This window comes from Massilia sp. WG5, from assembly GCF_001412595.2.
In the GTDB taxonomy this organism is placed as follows: Bacteria; Pseudomonadota; Gammaproteobacteria; order Burkholderiales; family Burkholderiaceae_D; genus Telluria.
In genome coordinates this window covers 5,797,507-5,811,904 of record NZ_CP012640.2, presented here as the reverse complement: position 1 = coordinate 5,811,904, position 14,398 = coordinate 5,797,507, and the positions used below count along the sequence as shown (strand labels likewise).

Annotated in this window: 15 protein-coding genes; 6 read left to right on the top strand and 9 right to left on the bottom strand. The window is 68.8% G+C overall.

The window, feature by feature from the left end; translation table 11 throughout:
* Positions 1-11: 11 nt before the first annotated feature.
* Positions 12-1,190: a 4-hydroxybenzoate 3-monooxygenase gene (locus AM586_RS25980; protein WP_047822495.1), complete on the bottom strand. Its 1,179-nt coding sequence runs from the start codon at positions 1,188-1,190 to the stop codon at positions 12-14.
* Between the two features lie 129 nt (positions 1,191-1,319).
* Here AM586_RS25980 and AM586_RS25975 point away from each other — a divergent pair, with 129 nt between their 5' ends.
* Positions 1,320-2,258, top strand: coding sequence for a helix-turn-helix domain-containing protein (locus AM586_RS25975; RefSeq protein ID WP_047822492.1), 939 nt, complete (start codon positions 1,320-1,322; stop codon positions 2,256-2,258).
* Here the strand turns inward: AM586_RS25975 and AM586_RS25970 are convergent.
* Positions 2,224-2,997, bottom strand: a complete 774-nt coding sequence (locus tag AM586_RS25970; RefSeq protein ID WP_047822490.1) for an IclR family transcriptional regulator C-terminal domain-containing protein — start codon at positions 2,995-2,997, stop codon at positions 2,224-2,226. The genes AM586_RS25975 and AM586_RS25970 overlap by 35 nt on opposite strands.
* Before the next feature lie 143 nt (positions 2,998-3,140).
* On the opposite strand from AM586_RS25970, the gene pcaH reads away from it, so the two are divergent.
* Genes pcaH through AM586_RS25950 form a run of 4 tightly spaced genes read left to right on the top strand, consistent with a single transcriptional unit; the run spans position 3,141 to position 7,049 of the window.
* The gene (pcaH, locus tag AM586_RS25965) at positions 3,141-3,833 is read left to right on the top strand and encodes a protocatechuate 3,4-dioxygenase subunit beta (RefSeq protein WP_047822488.1); all 693 of its coding nucleotides are present in this window, start codon (positions 3,141-3,143) and stop codon (positions 3,831-3,833) included.
* A gap of 10 nt (positions 3,834-3,843) precedes the next feature.
* Positions 3,844-4,365 carry a protocatechuate 3,4-dioxygenase gene (locus AM586_RS25960; RefSeq protein ID WP_047822486.1) on the top strand — a complete coding sequence of 174 codons (522 nt, stop codon included), beginning with the start codon at positions 3,844-3,846 and terminating at the stop codon, positions 4,363-4,365.
* Between the two features lie 18 nt (positions 4,366-4,383).
* The gene (gene pcaB, locus AM586_RS25955; protein WP_047822483.1) at positions 4,384-5,790 is read left to right on the top strand and encodes a 3-carboxy-cis,cis-muconate cycloisomerase; all 1,407 of its coding nucleotides are present in this window, start codon (positions 4,384-4,386) and stop codon (positions 5,788-5,790) included.
* The gene (locus AM586_RS25950; RefSeq protein WP_047822482.1) at positions 5,787-7,049 is read left to right on the top strand and encodes an alpha/beta fold hydrolase; all 1,263 of its coding nucleotides are present in this window, start codon (positions 5,787-5,789) and stop codon (positions 7,047-7,049) included. The genes pcaB and AM586_RS25950 overlap by 4 nt, the downstream gene beginning before the upstream one ends.
* A 38-nt stretch (positions 7,050-7,087) precedes the next feature.
* Here the strand turns inward: AM586_RS25950 and AM586_RS25945 are convergent, their stop codons facing one another.
* Together AM586_RS25945 and AM586_RS25940 are read right to left on the bottom strand one after the other, a co-directional pair.
* Positions 7,088-8,044, bottom strand: coding sequence for a PDR/VanB family oxidoreductase (locus tag AM586_RS25945; RefSeq protein WP_047822480.1), 957 nt, complete (start codon positions 8,042-8,044; stop codon positions 7,088-7,090).
* Positions 8,041-9,096 (bottom strand): aromatic ring-hydroxylating dioxygenase subunit alpha, encoded by a 1,056-nt coding sequence (locus AM586_RS25940; RefSeq protein ID WP_047822478.1) that lies wholly within the window; start codon positions 9,094-9,096, stop codon positions 8,041-8,043. Before AM586_RS25940 ends, AM586_RS25945 begins: the two co-directional genes overlap by 4 nt.
* A gap of 125 nt (positions 9,097-9,221) precedes the next feature.
* Between AM586_RS25940 and AM586_RS25935 the strand changes: the two genes are divergently transcribed.
* Positions 9,222-9,716, top strand: a complete 495-nt coding sequence (locus AM586_RS25935; protein WP_047822476.1) for a MarR family winged helix-turn-helix transcriptional regulator — start codon at positions 9,222-9,224, stop codon at positions 9,714-9,716.
* Here AM586_RS25935 and AM586_RS25930 read toward each other — a convergent pair.
* The 5 genes from AM586_RS25930 to AM586_RS25910 all read right to left on the bottom strand — a co-directional run bounded on the left by AM586_RS25930 (position 9,694) and on the right by AM586_RS25910 (position 14,334).
* Positions 9,694-10,875, bottom strand: a complete 1,182-nt coding sequence (locus AM586_RS25930; RefSeq protein WP_229411047.1) for an ABC transporter substrate-binding protein — start codon at positions 10,873-10,875, stop codon at positions 9,694-9,696. The two genes, AM586_RS25935 and AM586_RS25930, sit on opposite strands and share 23 nt — an antisense overlap.
* 82 nt (positions 10,876-10,957) lie before the next feature.
* A complete protein-coding gene (locus AM586_RS25925) occupies positions 10,958-11,659 on the bottom strand; it encodes an ABC transporter ATP-binding protein (RefSeq protein WP_047822472.1) in 702 nt (233 codons plus the stop codon).
* The gene (locus AM586_RS25920) at positions 11,652-12,422 is read right to left on the bottom strand and encodes an ABC transporter ATP-binding protein (protein WP_047822470.1); all 771 of its coding nucleotides are present in this window, start codon (positions 12,420-12,422) and stop codon (positions 11,652-11,654) included. The genes AM586_RS25925 and AM586_RS25920 overlap by 8 nt, the downstream gene beginning before the upstream one ends.
* Positions 12,419-13,471, bottom strand: a complete 1,053-nt coding sequence (locus tag AM586_RS25915; protein ID WP_047822469.1) for a branched-chain amino acid ABC transporter permease — start codon at positions 13,469-13,471, stop codon at positions 12,419-12,421. Before AM586_RS25915 ends, AM586_RS25920 begins: the two co-directional genes overlap by 4 nt.
* The gene (locus AM586_RS25910) at positions 13,468-14,334 is read right to left on the bottom strand and encodes a branched-chain amino acid ABC transporter permease (protein ID WP_047822467.1); all 867 of its coding nucleotides are present in this window, start codon (positions 14,332-14,334) and stop codon (positions 13,468-13,470) included. The genes AM586_RS25915 and AM586_RS25910 overlap by 4 nt, the downstream gene beginning before the upstream one ends.
* Between the last annotated feature and the right edge of the window lie 64 nt (positions 14,335-14,398).

Here is a 14,398-nt window from a genome sequence, read left to right as displayed (position 1 = left end):
GTCGGGTGCGCTCAGAAGGCGCCGACGTAGTTTTCGGCCAGCGCCGTGCTGAGTGCGGTGGACGCGACGATGTTCTCCAGCTCGGCCAGCTGCACCTCGCGCTCGAACGGCGAGGCGTCGTCGAAGGTGTGCAGCAGCCGGGTCATCCACCACGAGAAGAACTCGGCGCGCCACACCCGCTTGAGCGCATCCTGCGAGTAGCGGTCGAGCCCCTCCTCGCTGCCTTTGCGGTAGAAGGTCTGCAGCGCCTGCGACAGCAGCTTGACGTCCGAGATCGCCAGATTCATGCCCTTGGCGCCGGTCGGCGGCACGATGTGCGCGGCGTCGCCGGCCAGGAACAGGCGGTTCGCGCGCATCGGCGCGCACACGAAGCTGCGCATGCCGATGATCCCCTTCTGGAAGATACGGCCCTCCTTGAGCCGCCAGCCGTCGTCGCTTTCCAGCCGCGCGTGCAGCTCCGACCAGATGCGGTCATCCGACCAGTTGTCGACGCTGTCCTTCGGGTCGCACTGGAAGTACAGGCGCTGCACGGTCGGCGAGCGGGTACTGACCAGGGCGAAGCCGCGTTCGTGGCGCGCGTAGATCAGTTCTTCCGACGACGGCGCCGACTCGACCAGGATACCGAACCAGCCGAACGGATAGACGCGCTGGAAGTTCTGGAACTTCTCCTGGCCCAGGCTGGCCGCCACCCCCGGGCGCGAGACGCCGTGGAAGCCGTCGCAGCCGATCACGAAATCGGCCTCGATGCGCTGGGCCTCGCCCTTGTGCATGAAGCGCACGCCGGGCCGGGCGCCGTCGGCACCTTCGATCGCCACCTCGCTGGTCTCGAACAGCAGCGCGCCGCCGGCGGCGATGCGGGCCGCGACCAGGTCGATGATGACCTCGTGCTGCGGATAAACGGTGATCGCCTTGCCGGTCAGGCCGGTGAGGTCGATGCGGTGGCGGCGCCCGCCGAAGGCCAGCTCGATTCCGTGGTGCAGCGCGCCTTCGCGGCGCATGCGCTCGCCGACCCCGGCCTCGCTCAGGATGTCCATGGTGCCCTGTTCGAGCACGCCGGCGCGGATGGTGGCTTCGATCTCGGCGCGGGTGCGCGATTCGACCACCACCGACTCGATGCCGTTCAGGTGCAGCAGGTGGGAAAGCAGAAGGCCGGCGGGGCCGGCGCCGATGATGGCGACCTGGGTACGCATGGTGATGTCTCCGTGTTTTGTGTTCTGGTTGACATCATCCTAGTGCGCGCGGCGCCGGATATGAATGGATGAAACCGGAAAAAACTTGTACTATTTTTTCATCGCCACCTGACCGATCCGGTCCTTCCCATGTCCACTGCCCCTCTCGCGCCGCCCGCCGCCATCCCCCAATTCGCCCTGTACGGCGAGCTCACAAGGGGCACGGACGCCGAGGGCGTGCATATCGAACTGATCGAGACGCGCAGCCGCGGCTATGACTGGCATATCGGCATCCATACCCACGCCGGCCTGTTCCAGGTACTTTTTTTATTCGGCGGCCGGGTCACCGCCACCCTTGGCGACGAGGTCTGCGAACTCGAAGGCCCGGTCGCGCTCACGATCCACCCCTCGCTGGCCCACGGTTTCGCGTTCTCGGAGGAAGCCTATGGCTACGTCCTGACGATCGACCAGAACGTGCTGTTCGCCGCCGCCGGCCAGGACGGCAACCTGTTCACTTCGCTGTTCGTGGAGCCACTCGCGATCGGCCTGGGACCGGTGCCGGAAGCGCGCGAGCGCATCGAGGCGCTGCTGCGCAACCTGATCCTCGAGGCGGCCTGGCCGCGCCAGGGCCACACCCTGATGCTCGACTGGCTGTCGCGCTGCGTGCTGCTGATGCTGGCGCGGGTGCAGGCCGAACGGCGCATCGCCGAAACTTCGGGACGCAAGGATTTCGAGCTGTTCAGCCGCTTCCGGGTCGAGATCGAGCGCCGCTACAAGGAGCAGTGGCGGGTCGGCCAGTACGCCGATGCGCTGCGCCTGGCGCCGGTGCGCCTGAACCGCCTGTGCCTGAAAATCGCCGGCAAGACGGCCTTCGAGATGACCCAGGAACGCCTGATGCTGGAAGCCTGCCGCAAGCTGACCTACGTGCCGGCCAGCGTGGCCGGCATCGCCTACGAACTCGGCTTCCAGGACCCCGCCTATTTCAGCCGCCTGTTCAAGAAACTGGTGGGGATGACGCCGAAGGAGTACCGCCAGCGCACGCAGGCGGATCACTCTACAGCATCGCCCCCAGCTCCACCTGGGTCTTGATCAGCGCCGGCAGGCAGCGCTCCACCATCTGCTCGGCGGGCAACCGGCCCGCATGCACGCTCACGTTCATGGCCGCCACCACGTCGCCGCGAAAATTCCGCAGCGGGACCGCGATGGTGCGCAGGCCCAGCTCCAGCTCCTGGTCGACCAGCGCATAGCCTTGCGCCCGCGCGCGCGCGATCTCGAGCGCGAGGCGCTCCTTGTCGACGATCGTGTGCTGGGTGATCTGCTCGGGCGCGGCCTGTGCGAGGAAGCGCTCGATCTCGGCCTGCGGCAGGGATGCCAGCAGCATGCGTCCGTTGGCGGTGCAGTAGGCCGGCACCCGCGTGCCCGGCTGCAGCGTGGCCGACACCAGCCGCCCCGCGCTCACCGCCGCCACGCACACCAGCTGGTCATGGTCGAGCACCCCGACCGAGGCCGCCTCGCCCAGCGAATACGCCAACCGGTACAGCGGCGGCTGGGCGATGCGCGGCAGGCGCGCCGAATGCAGGTAGGACTGGCCGAGGCGCAGCACCGCCGGCGTCAGCGAGAACAGCTTGTTCTCGTGCCGCATATAGCCCAGGTGGGTCAGCGTGATCAGGTAGCGGCGCGCCGCGGCCCGCGTCAGGCCGGTGGCCTCGGCCACTTCGGCGATCGACAGGCGCGAACGCTCCTGGTCGAAGGCCTCGATCACCTTCAGGCCTTTTTCGAGGCCGCCGACGAGGTCGCGCTCGAGCGGCGCCTCAGTTTGTTCGTCCATATGCAGATTGGCAGGGGTTTTGTGCGAGTATCGCACAAAGTGCGCGCATAGTGAACGCCACAGCACTTCAGCGGCTTGTAAGCGCCCCCTCCATTCCCTACCATCTTCCGGCACCCACCACATCGTCACCAAGGAGACATGCTGTGAAATTCGATGCCATCGAGCCGGGCGTCTACCCGGAACTCGTCTACCCCGCCTACAAATCGACCGTCAAGCGCGGCCCGCTCCAGCCCATGCTGCGCATCGAGGCCCCGGCGCCGGTCACCCGCAACATCGTCGCCGGTCCCCACATCCTGCTGCCGAACGACGCCGACCTGACCGTCCACGGCCAGGGCGAGCCGCTGGGCGAGAAGATCGTGGTCACCGGCCGCGTGGTCGACGAGGACGGCAAGCCCGTGCGCAACTCGCTGCTCGAAGTCTGGCAGGCCAATTCCGCCGGCCGCTACTGGCACAGCAAGGACCAGCACGCGGCGCCGCTCGACCCGAACTTCCACGGCCTCGGCAAGATGCTGACCGACGACGACGGCCGCTACCGCTTCGTCACCATCAAGCCCGGCCCCTACCCCTGGGGCAACCACGACAAGGCCTGGCGCCCGGCCCACATCCACTTCTCGCTGTTCGGGAACGTGTACGCGCAGCGCCTGGTGACCCAGATGTACTTCCCCAGCGATCCGCTGTTCGACTACGACCCGATCTTCCAGAGCGTGCCGGACGAGGCGGCGCGCCAGCGGCTGGTCTCGCGCTTCAGTCTCGAGCACACGGTCGGCGCCGAGATGCTGGGCTACGAATTCGATATCGTCCTGCGCGGACGCGACGCCACCCCGATGGGCCTGTAAGGAGAACCACATGAGCAAAATCACGACTTCCCAGACCGTCGGCCCGTTCTCGCACGAAGCCTGGCAATGGGCCGCCGATGCCTGCACGCCCGCCAACCTGAAGACCAGCGGCCCCACGGTCCTGGTCAGCGGCATCATCTACGACGGCGACGGCAACCCGATCAACGACGCCCAGATCGAAGCCTGGACGCCGGACGCCGCCGCGCGCGAAGCCGAGCACCTGATCCCGGGCTTCCGGCGCGTGCCGAGCGGCGCCGACGGCGAGTTCAGCATGCGCGTCGCCGCGCCGCAGGACGCCGTGCCGGGCGAGCCGCTGGCCTACGTCACCGTGTTCGCACGCGGCCTGGTCAAGCACCAGTTCACCGCCGTCTTCCTCGAAGACGCGGACGGCCTGTCGCGTTCCGCCATCCTCAGCCAGGTGCCGGAAGCGCGCCGCGCCACGCTCCTTGCGCGCAAAACCGGCGAAGGCCAGTACCATTGGGATATCCGGATGCAGGGCGACAAAGAGACCGCCTTCTTCGACTATGTATAAGCAGCGACGGGAGCGCCAGTGAGTGTATCGATCTTCGACAGTTTTCTGACCACGCCCGACATGGTCGCCGCCTTCGACGACGCGGCGGTGGTGCAGGCCATGCTGGACTTCGAGGCCGCGCTGGCCGGCGCCCAGGCCGCGGAGGGCCTGGTGCCGCCGGCCGCGGCCGCCGCCATCGGCAGCGTCTGCAAGGCGCAGCTGTACGACATCCCGGCCCTGGTCCGCGCCGGCCGGCGCGCCGGCAGCCTGGCGATTCCGCTGGTGAAGGAGCTGCAGAAGACGGTGGCGCTGTACGACGAGGAAGCGGCGCGCCACGTGCACTGGGGCAGCACCAGCCAGGACGTGATCGACACCGGCATGGTGCTGGTCACGCGGGAAGCCCTGCGCCTGCTCGACGCGGGCCTGGGCGAACTCGCCGGCCACCTGCTGCGCCTGGCCGAAGAGCACCTGTCCACCCCGGTGCTGGCGCGCACGCTGATGCAGCCGGCCCAGGTGACCAGCCTGGGCTTCAAGGCCACCGGCTGGCTGGCGCCGCTGGTGCGGGCGCGCGAGCGGGTGCGCGAGGCGGCCGCGCGTGCGCTGCGCCTGCAGCTGGGCGGCGCGGTGGGCACGCTGGCCGTGATGGGCGAGCATGGCCCGGCGGTGGCGGCGCGGGTCGCCGCTGCGCTGCGCCTGCAGACCGCGGACGCCGCCTGGCATACCCAGCGCGACGAGTGGGTCCGCCTGGGCCTGGAAGTGGCGGTGCTGGGCGGCAGCCTGGGCAAGCTCGCCACCGACCTCGGGCTGATGGCCCAGGGCGAGGTCGGCGAGCTGGCCGAGCCTTCCGGGAATGGCCGCGGCGGCTCGTCCGCCATGCCGCACAAGCGCAATCCCGTCTCCACCATGATCGCGCTGGCGGCGGCGCGCCGCACGCCCCAGCATGCGGCGGCCCTGCTGGCCTGCATGGACCAGCAGCACGAACGCGGCCTCGGCAACTGGCAGGCCGAGCTGGCCGAATGGCCGCCGGTCTTCCTGTCGGTCCACGGCGCCCTCGGCGCACTGAACGAAGCCTTCGCCGGCCTGGCGGTCGACCGCGAGCGCATGCTCCACAACATCCACGCGCTGCACGGCCTGGTGTTCGCCGAGGCGGTGTCGAGCTACCTGGCCGGCGCCATCGGCCGGCCGAAGGCGCACGCGCTGCTGGAAGCGCTCAGCGGGCGCGCCGCCGCCGGTCCGCACGGGCTCCAGCGCCTGGTGCAGGACGCCGTCGCCGCCGATCCCGGACTGGCCGCCCATGTCGACCCGGCCCGGCTCGCCGGCCTGTTCGACCCGGTGGCCGCCGCCGAACCGGCGCGCCGCCTGGCCGAGTCCCAGCTGCACGGACTGCGCCTGTCCATGGGCAGGCTGGACGCCACCCACCCCTTCACGAATGAGCCATCCCCATGAGTTTCGATCCGATTGACCACGATTTCGAACGCGGCCTGCAGAACCGCCGCAACGTCCTCGGCGACGCCTGGGTCGACCGTTCCCTGAACAAGGCGACCGGCTTCACCGCCGACTTCCAGAACTTCATCACCCGCTTCGCCTGGCACGAGATCTGGGGCCGTCCCGGCCTGGGCCACAAGACCCGGCGCGCGATGGTCCTGTCGATCACGGTGGCGCTCGGCCGCTGGGAGGAATTCGACCTGCACGTGCGCGCCGCCCTGCTGAGCGAGGACGGCAGCGGCCTCACGCCGGACGAGCTCAAGGAAATCCTGATGCAGTCGGCCATCTACGCCGGCGTCCCCGCCGCCAACACGGGCTTCACGCACGCGCTGGCGATCCTGCACGAGGTGGCGGACCAGATCGGCTACGTGCTGGAGCCGGCGGCGCCCGGCGCGGCCACGCATTCGGGCGCCGGCCGCGAAGGCCGCACCGCCAGCAGCCCGGCCCTGCACTACAGCGTGCGCGAACCGGCGAGCGGCAAGGCGCCGCGCCATACCGTGGTGCTGAGCCATGCGCTGGGCTGCGACCTGACGATGTGGGACGGCCTGGCCACCCTGCTGGCGCGCGACTGCCGCGTGATCGCCTACGAGCACCGCGGCCACGGCAGCTCGGACGCCGGCGCCGGCCTGTATTCGATGGCAGAACTGGCGGACGACGCCGCCCGCCTGCTGCGCGAGCTCGACACCGGCCCGGTGGTCTGGGTCGGGCTGTCGATGGGCGGCATGGTCGGCCAGGAGCTGGCCCTGCGCCACCCTGCGCTGGTCCGTGCGCTGGTGCTGGCGAATACCACCAGCGCCTATCCGCAGGCGGCGCGCGAGGTCTGGGAGCAGCGCATCGCCACCGTGCGCGAACAGGGCATCGAGGCGATCGCCGATGCCGTCATGGCGCGCTACTTCCACGAGGATTTCCGCGCGCGCAAGGCCGGCACGGTGGTGCGCTTCCGCCGCCGCCTGGTAACGACCGACGCCCTGGGCTACGTCGGCTGCTGCAATGCGGTCGGCCAGGTCGACACTACCGCGCGGCTCGGGCAGATCGGCGTGCCGGCGCTGGTGATCGCGGGTGAGCTGGACCAGGGCACGCCGGTGGCGATGGCGCAGGTGCTGGCCGAGGGCATCCCGAACGCCGCGCTGACCGTGCTGCAGCAGGCGTCGCACCTGAGCGCGGTGGAGCAGCCGGCGGCCTTCAATGCGGCGGTCGTCGAATTCGTCGCATCGCTGTAACGCGTAGGGTGGGCACCCCGTGCCCACCCTACGTGAGCCTACAGGTCGAGAACCAGCAAAGGCGTCTTCGCCCGCGAACAGCAGGGCGTGAACTGGTCGTTCGCGGCCTGTTCCTCTTCGGTCAGGTACATGTCGCGGTGCTCGGGCACGCCCTCCAGCACCCGCGTCAGGCAGGTGCCGCACACCCCCTCCTCGCAGGAATACGGAATCTCGATGCCATCGGCCTCCAGCGCCTTGAGCACCGTGACGCCGGCCGGGACCGTGACGATCCTGCCGTCCGAGGCCAGCTTCACCTCGAAAGCCTGGTCGCCGGAGGTGGCCACCGCCGCCGCGCCGAAGTACTCGACGTGCAGGCGCCCGGCCGGCCAGCCGAGCGCACGGGCAGCGCCCAGCACGTGCTCGATGAAGCCCTGCGGACCGCAGACGTACAGGTGGGTGCCCGCATCCGGCCTGGCCAGCAGGGCGTCCAGGTCCAGCTTCTGGGCCGCGTCGCCGCTGTCGTAGTGGAAGTGCACCTGCCGGGCCAGGTGCGAGGCGGCGAGGCGCTCCTTGAAGGCGGCGCGTTCCGGCGAACGCGCGCTGTAGTGCATCTCGAAGGCCGCGCCGCGGGCGGCCAGGGTCTCGGCCATCGCCAGGATCGGGGTGATGCCGATCCCGCCGGCAAACAGCAGCGAGCGCTGCGCCTCGACCAGCGGGAAGTGGTTCTTCGGCGCGCTGATGCTCAGTACCGAGCCGGTCTCGATATGGTCGTGCATGGCCTGGGAGCCGCCGCGCGAGGCGGCGTCGCGCAGCACCCCGATCAGGTAGCGGTGGGTCTCGCCGGGCGGATTGCACAGCGAGTACTGGCGCACCAGCTTGTCCCCCAGGTGCACGTCGATGTGGGCGCCGGCCTCGAAGGGCGGCAGCGGGGCGCCGTCCAGGCGCACCAGCTCGTAGCTGCAGATGCCGTCGGCCTCGCTGGTCTTGCGCGCCACGCGCACGTCGAAGCTGCTCATGCCGCCGCCTCCCCAGCCGCCTGGCCCTGCCGCTCGCGCGCCAGCCACTGGTCGATGATGCGGCGCGACTGCACGCCGCCGGCGTCGATGTTCAGCATCAGCAGCCTGCGTTCCGGATGGCGCAGGATGTTCTGCTGCTGCAGCTCGAGCATCTCGCGGTCTTCGCTGAAGATCTTGCCCTGGCCTTCGCGGATGGTGCGGGTCAGCGCTTCGTCCTGCGGATTGAAGTTGCGCGCCATGCCCCAGAAGTACCAGTGCGAGGTCTCGGTTTCCGGCGTGATGAAGTCGACCACGATGCTGGACGCCTTGTGCGCCGCGTCGGCGTGGTAACCGCCCTTGCCCGCATGCGCGACCCCGACCTCGATCATCACGTGGCTGGGCGCGTTGAAGCGGCAGATCTGCCAGCGGTCGACCGGGACGTCGTCGGCCAGGCCGTTGCCGCGCAGGGCCGCCTGCCAGAACGGCGGCGGCATGATGTTTTCCATGAAGCGGCTGGTCACCACCTGCTCGCCCTCGGCCTTCGTGTTCACCGGCGCCTCGTCGATCTCCTTCTGGCCGATGCTGGACGCGTGCACATAGGTCTCGTGGGTCAGGTCCATCAGGTTATCGACCATCAGGCGGTAGTCGCAGTTGATGTGGTACAGGCCGCCGCCATAGGCCCATTCGGGATTCCCGGCCCATTCCAGGTGGTGGATGGCGGCCGGATCGGCCTTCTCCTTCTCGCCCGGCCAGACCCAGATGAAGCCGTAGCGCTCCTCGACCGCGTAGCTGCGGATGCAGGGAAAGCCGCGCACCCGCTGGCCAGGCATGCTGATCGCCTTGCCCTCGCAGCCCATCTCCAGGCCGTGGTAGCCGCACACCAGGTTGCCGTCGCGGACGAAGCCCAGCGACAGCGGGGCGCCGCGGTGCGGGCAGAAATCCTCGACCGCGGCGACCTTGCCTTCCTTGCCGCGATAGAACACGATCTTTTCGCCGCAGATCTGGCGGCCCAGCGGCTTGCCGTCGATTTCGTCAGGGGTGCAGGCCACGTACCAGGCGTTTTTGGGATACATCCTTGTCTCCTTTGGTTTAATATTCAGTGCACTGAATGTTTAAAAAGTATCACCCGTTTGCACGACGAAGTAAACTACGATCCACGATTATTTTGATGGTGCGTTGCACCAGAGCCGACGACCACATGCCGACCGACAACGCAGCGACATCCCAGCCCGCACCGCTCGACCTCTACGAACACCCGGGCCACCTGCTGCGCCGCGCCCAGCAGATCTCGGTCTCGATTTTCTACGATGAAATGGGGGCCGAACTGACCCCGGTGCAGTATGCGATCCTGAGCCGGCTGGCCAGCCATCCGGGCATCGACCAGGTGTCGCTGGCCGGACTGGCCGCGATCGACACCTCGACCGGAGCGACGGTGTGCGCCCGGCTCGAGGAAAAAGGCCTGCTCGAGCGCAAGGTGATCCCGCACAACCGGCGCCAGCGGGCGCTGACCATCACCCCCGAGGGTGCGCGCCTGCTGGGGGCGCTGGAAGCCGGCGCCCAGCGCCTGCGCCAGCGCCTGCTCGCGCCGCTGTCGCCACCCGAGCAGGCCCAGTTCATGGGCCTGCTGGAAAAGCTGGTCAAGGGGAACAACGAGCAGAGCCGCGCACCGCTCAGTCCACTCCCGGGTCCTTGAACTTCTCGACCTTGTCGAATTCGACGTTGTAGACGCCGCCGTTCACCTGTTCGGCCTTGCGGATGTAGACGTTCTGCACGATGTCGCGGGTGGCCGGATCGATGCTGACCGGTCCGCGCACGCTGGTCCAGGACTGGCCCTTCATCGCTTCCAGCAGCTTCGGACCGTCGCTGTTGCCGCCGGTTTTCTTCAGGGCCGCGTACAGCAGCTGCATGCCGTCGTAGGCGCCGACCGCGTGGAAGTTCGGCCGCATGTCCTTGTTCGCCCTGGTGAAGGCCGCGACGAAGGCCTGGTTCTCCGGCGAGGGATGGGCCGCCGAATAGTGATGGCTGCTGACCACGCCCAGGGCGGCATTGCCGATCGAGGGCATCAGGTCGTCGTCGAGCACGTCGCCGGTGGCGATCAGGCGGATGCCGGCGGCGGCCAGGCCGCGGTCGGTGAACTGCTTCAGCACCGCCGCGCCCTCGCCCGAAGGCACGAACACGAACACGGCGTCCGGCTTCGCATCCTTCACGCGCGCCAGGAAGGGCGCGTAGTCGGGATTGCGCAGCGGTGCGCGCAGCGAGGCCAGGACCTTGCCGCCGGCCTTGCCGAAGTCCTTCACGAACACCTTCTCGGCATCGATGCCGGGGCCGTAGTCGGCCACGAAGGTCACCACCGACTTGATCCCGTTCTTCGCCGCCCACTGGGCCATCGGCGCGGTCACCTGGGCCAGCGTGAAGCCGGTGCGCACGATGTAGGGCGAACGCTGGGGAATCACCGAAGTGGCCGCGTTCATCACGATCATCGGCACCTTGGCCTGGGTCGCGATCGGCGCGGCGGCGAAGGCCAGCGGGGTCAGGCCGAAGCCGGCCAGCACCTGCACCTTGTCGCGCGCCACCAGTTCCTGGGCCAGGCGCTTGGTGACGTCGGGCGAGACGCCGCCGTCGTCCTTCAGGATGATCTGCACCTCGCGTCCCGCCACCGTGGCGCCGTTCTGCTGCATGAAAAGCTTGACGGCGGCGTCGACCTGGCGCCCGGTCGAGGCGAAGGGCCCGGACATCGGCACGATCAGGCCGACCTTCAGCGGTTCGGCGGCGTGGGCGCTGCCGGTTGCGAGTCCGGCGGCCAGCATGGCGGCGCCGAGGACGATGGTGCGGCGGGTGGGGATTTGCTTCATCGGTGTCATCTCCTAATTTATTTTGTGATTGCTGCGTGCGTCATGCGTGGGCACGGGGTGCCCACCCTACGGCGACGGCGGCTTACGCCACCGCCACCAGGCGGTCGAGTTTGTCGCCGTCGGCCAGCAGGCTGGCGCTGTCGGAATCGTGGACGATGCGGCCGCGGTCCAGCACGATGGCGCGCGCGGTCAGCGACAGCGCCAGGCGCGCATGCTGCTCGACCACGATCACCGACATGCCTTCGTCGGCGATCAGGCGCCGGATCACGCGCACCAGTTCCTGCACGATGATCGGCGCCAGGCCCTCCATCGGCTCGTCGAGCAGCAGGATGCGCGGATTGGTCATCAGCGCGCGTGCGATCGCCACCATCTGCTGCTCGCCGCCCGAGAGCTGGTTGCCCATGTTGGCACGGCGCTCGCGCAGGCGCGGGAAGATCTCGTAGATGCGCTCCAGGGTCCAGCGGCCCGGCCGCGCGACCACGGTCAGGTGCTCCTCCACCGTCAGCGAGGGGAACATGTGGCGTTCCTGCGGCACCCAGCCGAGGCCCGAGCGCGAGCGCAGGTGGGTCGGCATGCGCGCCAGGTCGCGGCCGTCCCAGCGCACCGAGCCCTTGTGCATGCGCGTCAGTCCCATCAGCGTGACCAGCAGGCTGGTCTTGCCGACGCCGTTACGGCCCAGCAGCGCCAAGCTGGCGCCCTCCTCCATCGAAAACGACACCTCTTCCAGCACGATCGATTCGCCGTAGCCGGCGCTCACGCCGTCGAATGCGAGCAGTTCAGGCATGTTCGGCCTCCCCCAGGTAGACTTCCTTGACGCGCGGATCGGCCGCGATCTCCGCCGGCGTGCCCTCGGTCAGCACGCTGCCGCCCACCAGCACCGTGATGCGCTCGGCGAAGCGGAACACCAGTCCCATGTCGTGTTCGATGAACAGGATCGTGACCTCGCGCGGCAGCTGGGCGATCACCTCGAACAGTTCGCGGCTCTCGGCCTGCGGGATCCCGGCCGCCGGTTCGTCCAGCAGCAGGATCGAGGGCTTGGTGGCGAGCGCCAGCGCGATCTCGACCAGGCGCTGCTTGCCGTAGGCCATGCTGCGGGTGATGCTGTTGGCCTCGTCGGTCAGCTTGAGCGTGGCCAGCAGCGCCATCGCCTCGTCGACCACGTCCGCATGCTTCTCGACAGTCTTCCACCAGACCTTCTGCAGGCCGCGGCGCTCGCAGATCGCCAGCGCCACCGACTCCAGCACCGTCATGCCGGCGAACAGGGTGTTGATCTGGAAGGTACGGGTCATCCCCAGCTTGACGCGCTCGTGCTGCGGCAGGGTCGTGATGTCGTGCCCGCCCAGCCATACCTTGCCGCCGCTCGGCAGGAAGGCGCCGGTCAACAGGTTGATGAAGGTGGTCTTGCCGGCGCCGTTCGGCCCGATCAGCGCATGGCGCGCGCCGGGCGCGAAGCTCAGCGAGACGTCGGTATTGGCCTTGAAGGCGCCCCATTGCTTGGACAGCGCTTCGGTGCGCAGGGTCCGGTCGTTCATGTTCGTGTCCCTCATGCTTGCTCCTTGCGCGCGGCCGGCCTGAAACGCTGGGCCAGCTTTTCCAGGCCGCCCAGGATGCCGCCGCGCGCGAACAGCACGATCAGCACCAGCAACAGGCCGATATAGAACTGCCAGTAGGCGGGGTCGAGGCCGGAAATATAGTCTTGGGCGACCATGAACACGGCCGCGCCGACCAGCGCGCCGTACAGGCGGCCGGTACCGCCCAGCACCAGCATGATCAGCAGTTCCGCCGAGCGCGGGAAGCCGAGCGAGTCGAGGCCGACGAACTGGGTGGTCTGGGCCAGCAGCGCCCCGGCCACGCCGGCGATCGCGGCGCCGATGGTGAACGCGGCCTTCAGGCGGCGCTCGACGTTGGCGCCGATCGCCGGCATGCGGCGGCCGCCTTCGCGGATCCCGCGCAGCGACAGCCCGAAGGGCGAATTGACCAGGCGGCGCAGCAGCACGAACAGCAGGAACAGCACGCCCAGGCTGTACCAGAAGGCGGTCTTGCCGTACAGGTCGAACTCGAAGGCGCCGAACAGCGGCTTCATCGCCATGCCCGAGAGGCCATCGACGCCGCCGGTAAGGAAGGCCGCCTTGTTGGCCGCCTCGAACAGCATCAGGCCGACGCCGAGGGTGACCATCAGGCGCGCCAGGTCCTGGCCGCGCACCACCAGGAAGCTGACGATGTAGCCGGCCGCGCCGGCCACCAGGGCGGCGGCGGCCAGGCTGGACACCGGTTCGCCCCAGCCGTGCACCGACAGCAGGCCGGCGGTGTAGGCGCCCAGGCCGAAGAAGGCGGCGTGGCCGAGCGAGAGCACGCCGGCATAGCCCAGCACCAGGTCGAGCGACAACGCGAACAGGCCGACGATCATGACCTGGCTGACCAGCACCAGGTGGTCGGGGAACAGGAAGAACGACGCGACCGGCAGCAGCCAGAACACAATCTCGAGCGGCTTCCAGCGGTCGTTGGGCAGGCGCGCCAGGCGCCGTGCAGCGGCCGGCGCGCTTGTTGCGGCCGGCTCGGCGGGGGAAGCGAACTTGGTGTCGACGGGGGCGCTCATGCCTTCCTCCTCACCAGGCCGAAGGGGAACAGGATCAGCAGCACCACCATCAGCGTATAGATGACGAAGGCGCCGACTTCCGGCACGTAGTACTTGCCGGCGACGTCGAACACGCCCAGGATCAGGGCGGCGATCAGCGGTCCCTTGATCGAACCGGCGCCGCCGACGGCCACCACCAGCAGGAAGTAGACCATGTACTTGACCGGAAAGCTCGGGTCCAGCCCCAGCACGTCGATGCCCAGCCCGCCGCCCAGGCCGGCCAGGCCGGAACCGAGGGCGAAGGTCAGGCTGAACACGCGGCTGACGTTGATGCCGAGGCCGGCGGCCGCGGTCTGGTTGTCGACCGAAGCGCGGATCTGGGCGCCGAAGCGGGTACGTTCGATCAGCAGCACCAGGGCGGCCGTCACCAGCACCACCACGCCGATCAGGAACAGGCGGTAGGCGCCGAGCTCCAGCCCGAGCACGTGCACCTGGCCGCGCAGCCAGTCCGGCAGGTTCACCGGCTGCTGGGTCGGGCCGAACAGCCAGGTGGCGCCGGCCACCGCCATGAAGGTCAGGCCGATCGAGAACAGCACCTGGTCGAGGTGGCTGGCCTTGTACAGGCGGCGGTACAGGGTCCGCTCCAGCACCAGGCCGACGGCGGCCGCGGCCAGGAAGGCCAGCGGCAGGGTCGCCAGGAAGGGCAGCCCCAGCCTGGACAGCAAAGTCACGCAGACGTAGCCGCCGATCATGGCGAAGGCCCCGTGGGCCAGGTTAATGAAGTTCATCATGCCCATCGTTACCGAAAGGCCGACGCTAATCAGGAACAACAGGCTGCCATAGGCTATCCCGTCGAACAGCACGCCGATCATGTTGCCGATCATCGCTGCCCCCTGTCTTTCTCGTGTCGCTTGTCCATGCTTGTCTCCTGCTACTCTTCTTTTTTGT

Bases quoted from the DNA above. Each gene is read 5' to 3' on its own strand.
- AM586_RS25930 (WP_229411047.1), bottom strand. From the start codon at position 10,875: ATGAAGCAAATCCCCACCCGCCGCACCATCGTCCTCGGCGCCGCCATG.
- AM586_RS25940 (WP_047822478.1), bottom strand. From the start codon at position 9,096: ATGTATCCCAAAAACGCCTGGTACGTGGCCTGCACCCCTGACGAAATC.
- AM586_RS25925 (WP_047822472.1), bottom strand. From the start codon at position 11,659: ATGCCTGAACTGCTCGCATTCGACGGCGTGAGCGCCGGCTACGGCGAA.
- AM586_RS25935 (WP_047822476.1), top strand. From the start codon at position 9,222: ATGCCGACCGACAACGCAGCGACATCCCAGCCCGCACCGCTCGACCTC.
- AM586_RS25970 (WP_047822490.1), bottom strand. From the start codon at position 2,997: ATGGACGAACAAACTGAGGCGCCGCTCGAGCGCGACCTCGTCGGCGGC.
- AM586_RS25920 (WP_047822470.1), bottom strand. From the start codon at position 12,422: ATGAGGGACACGAACATGAACGACCGGACCCTGCGCACCGAAGCGCTG.
- AM586_RS25915 (WP_047822469.1), bottom strand. From the start codon at position 13,471: ATGAGCGCCCCCGTCGACACCAAGTTCGCTTCCCCCGCCGAGCCGGCC.
- AM586_RS25950 (WP_047822482.1), top strand. From the start codon at position 5,787: ATGAGTTTCGATCCGATTGACCACGATTTCGAACGCGGCCTGCAGAAC.
- AM586_RS25975 (WP_047822492.1), top strand. From the start codon at position 1,320: ATGTCCACTGCCCCTCTCGCGCCGCCCGCCGCCATCCCCCAATTCGCC.
- AM586_RS25960 (WP_047822486.1), top strand. From the start codon at position 3,844: ATGAGCAAAATCACGACTTCCCAGACCGTCGGCCCGTTCTCGCACGAA.
- AM586_RS25980 (WP_047822495.1), bottom strand. From the start codon at position 1,190: ATGCGTACCCAGGTCGCCATCATCGGCGCCGGCCCCGCCGGCCTTCTG.
- AM586_RS25910 (WP_047822467.1), bottom strand. From the start codon at position 14,334: ATGATCGGCAACATGATCGGCGTGCTGTTCGACGGGATAGCCTATGGC.
- AM586_RS25945 (WP_047822480.1), bottom strand. From the start codon at position 8,044: ATGAGCAGCTTCGACGTGCGCGTGGCGCGCAAGACCAGCGAGGCCGAC.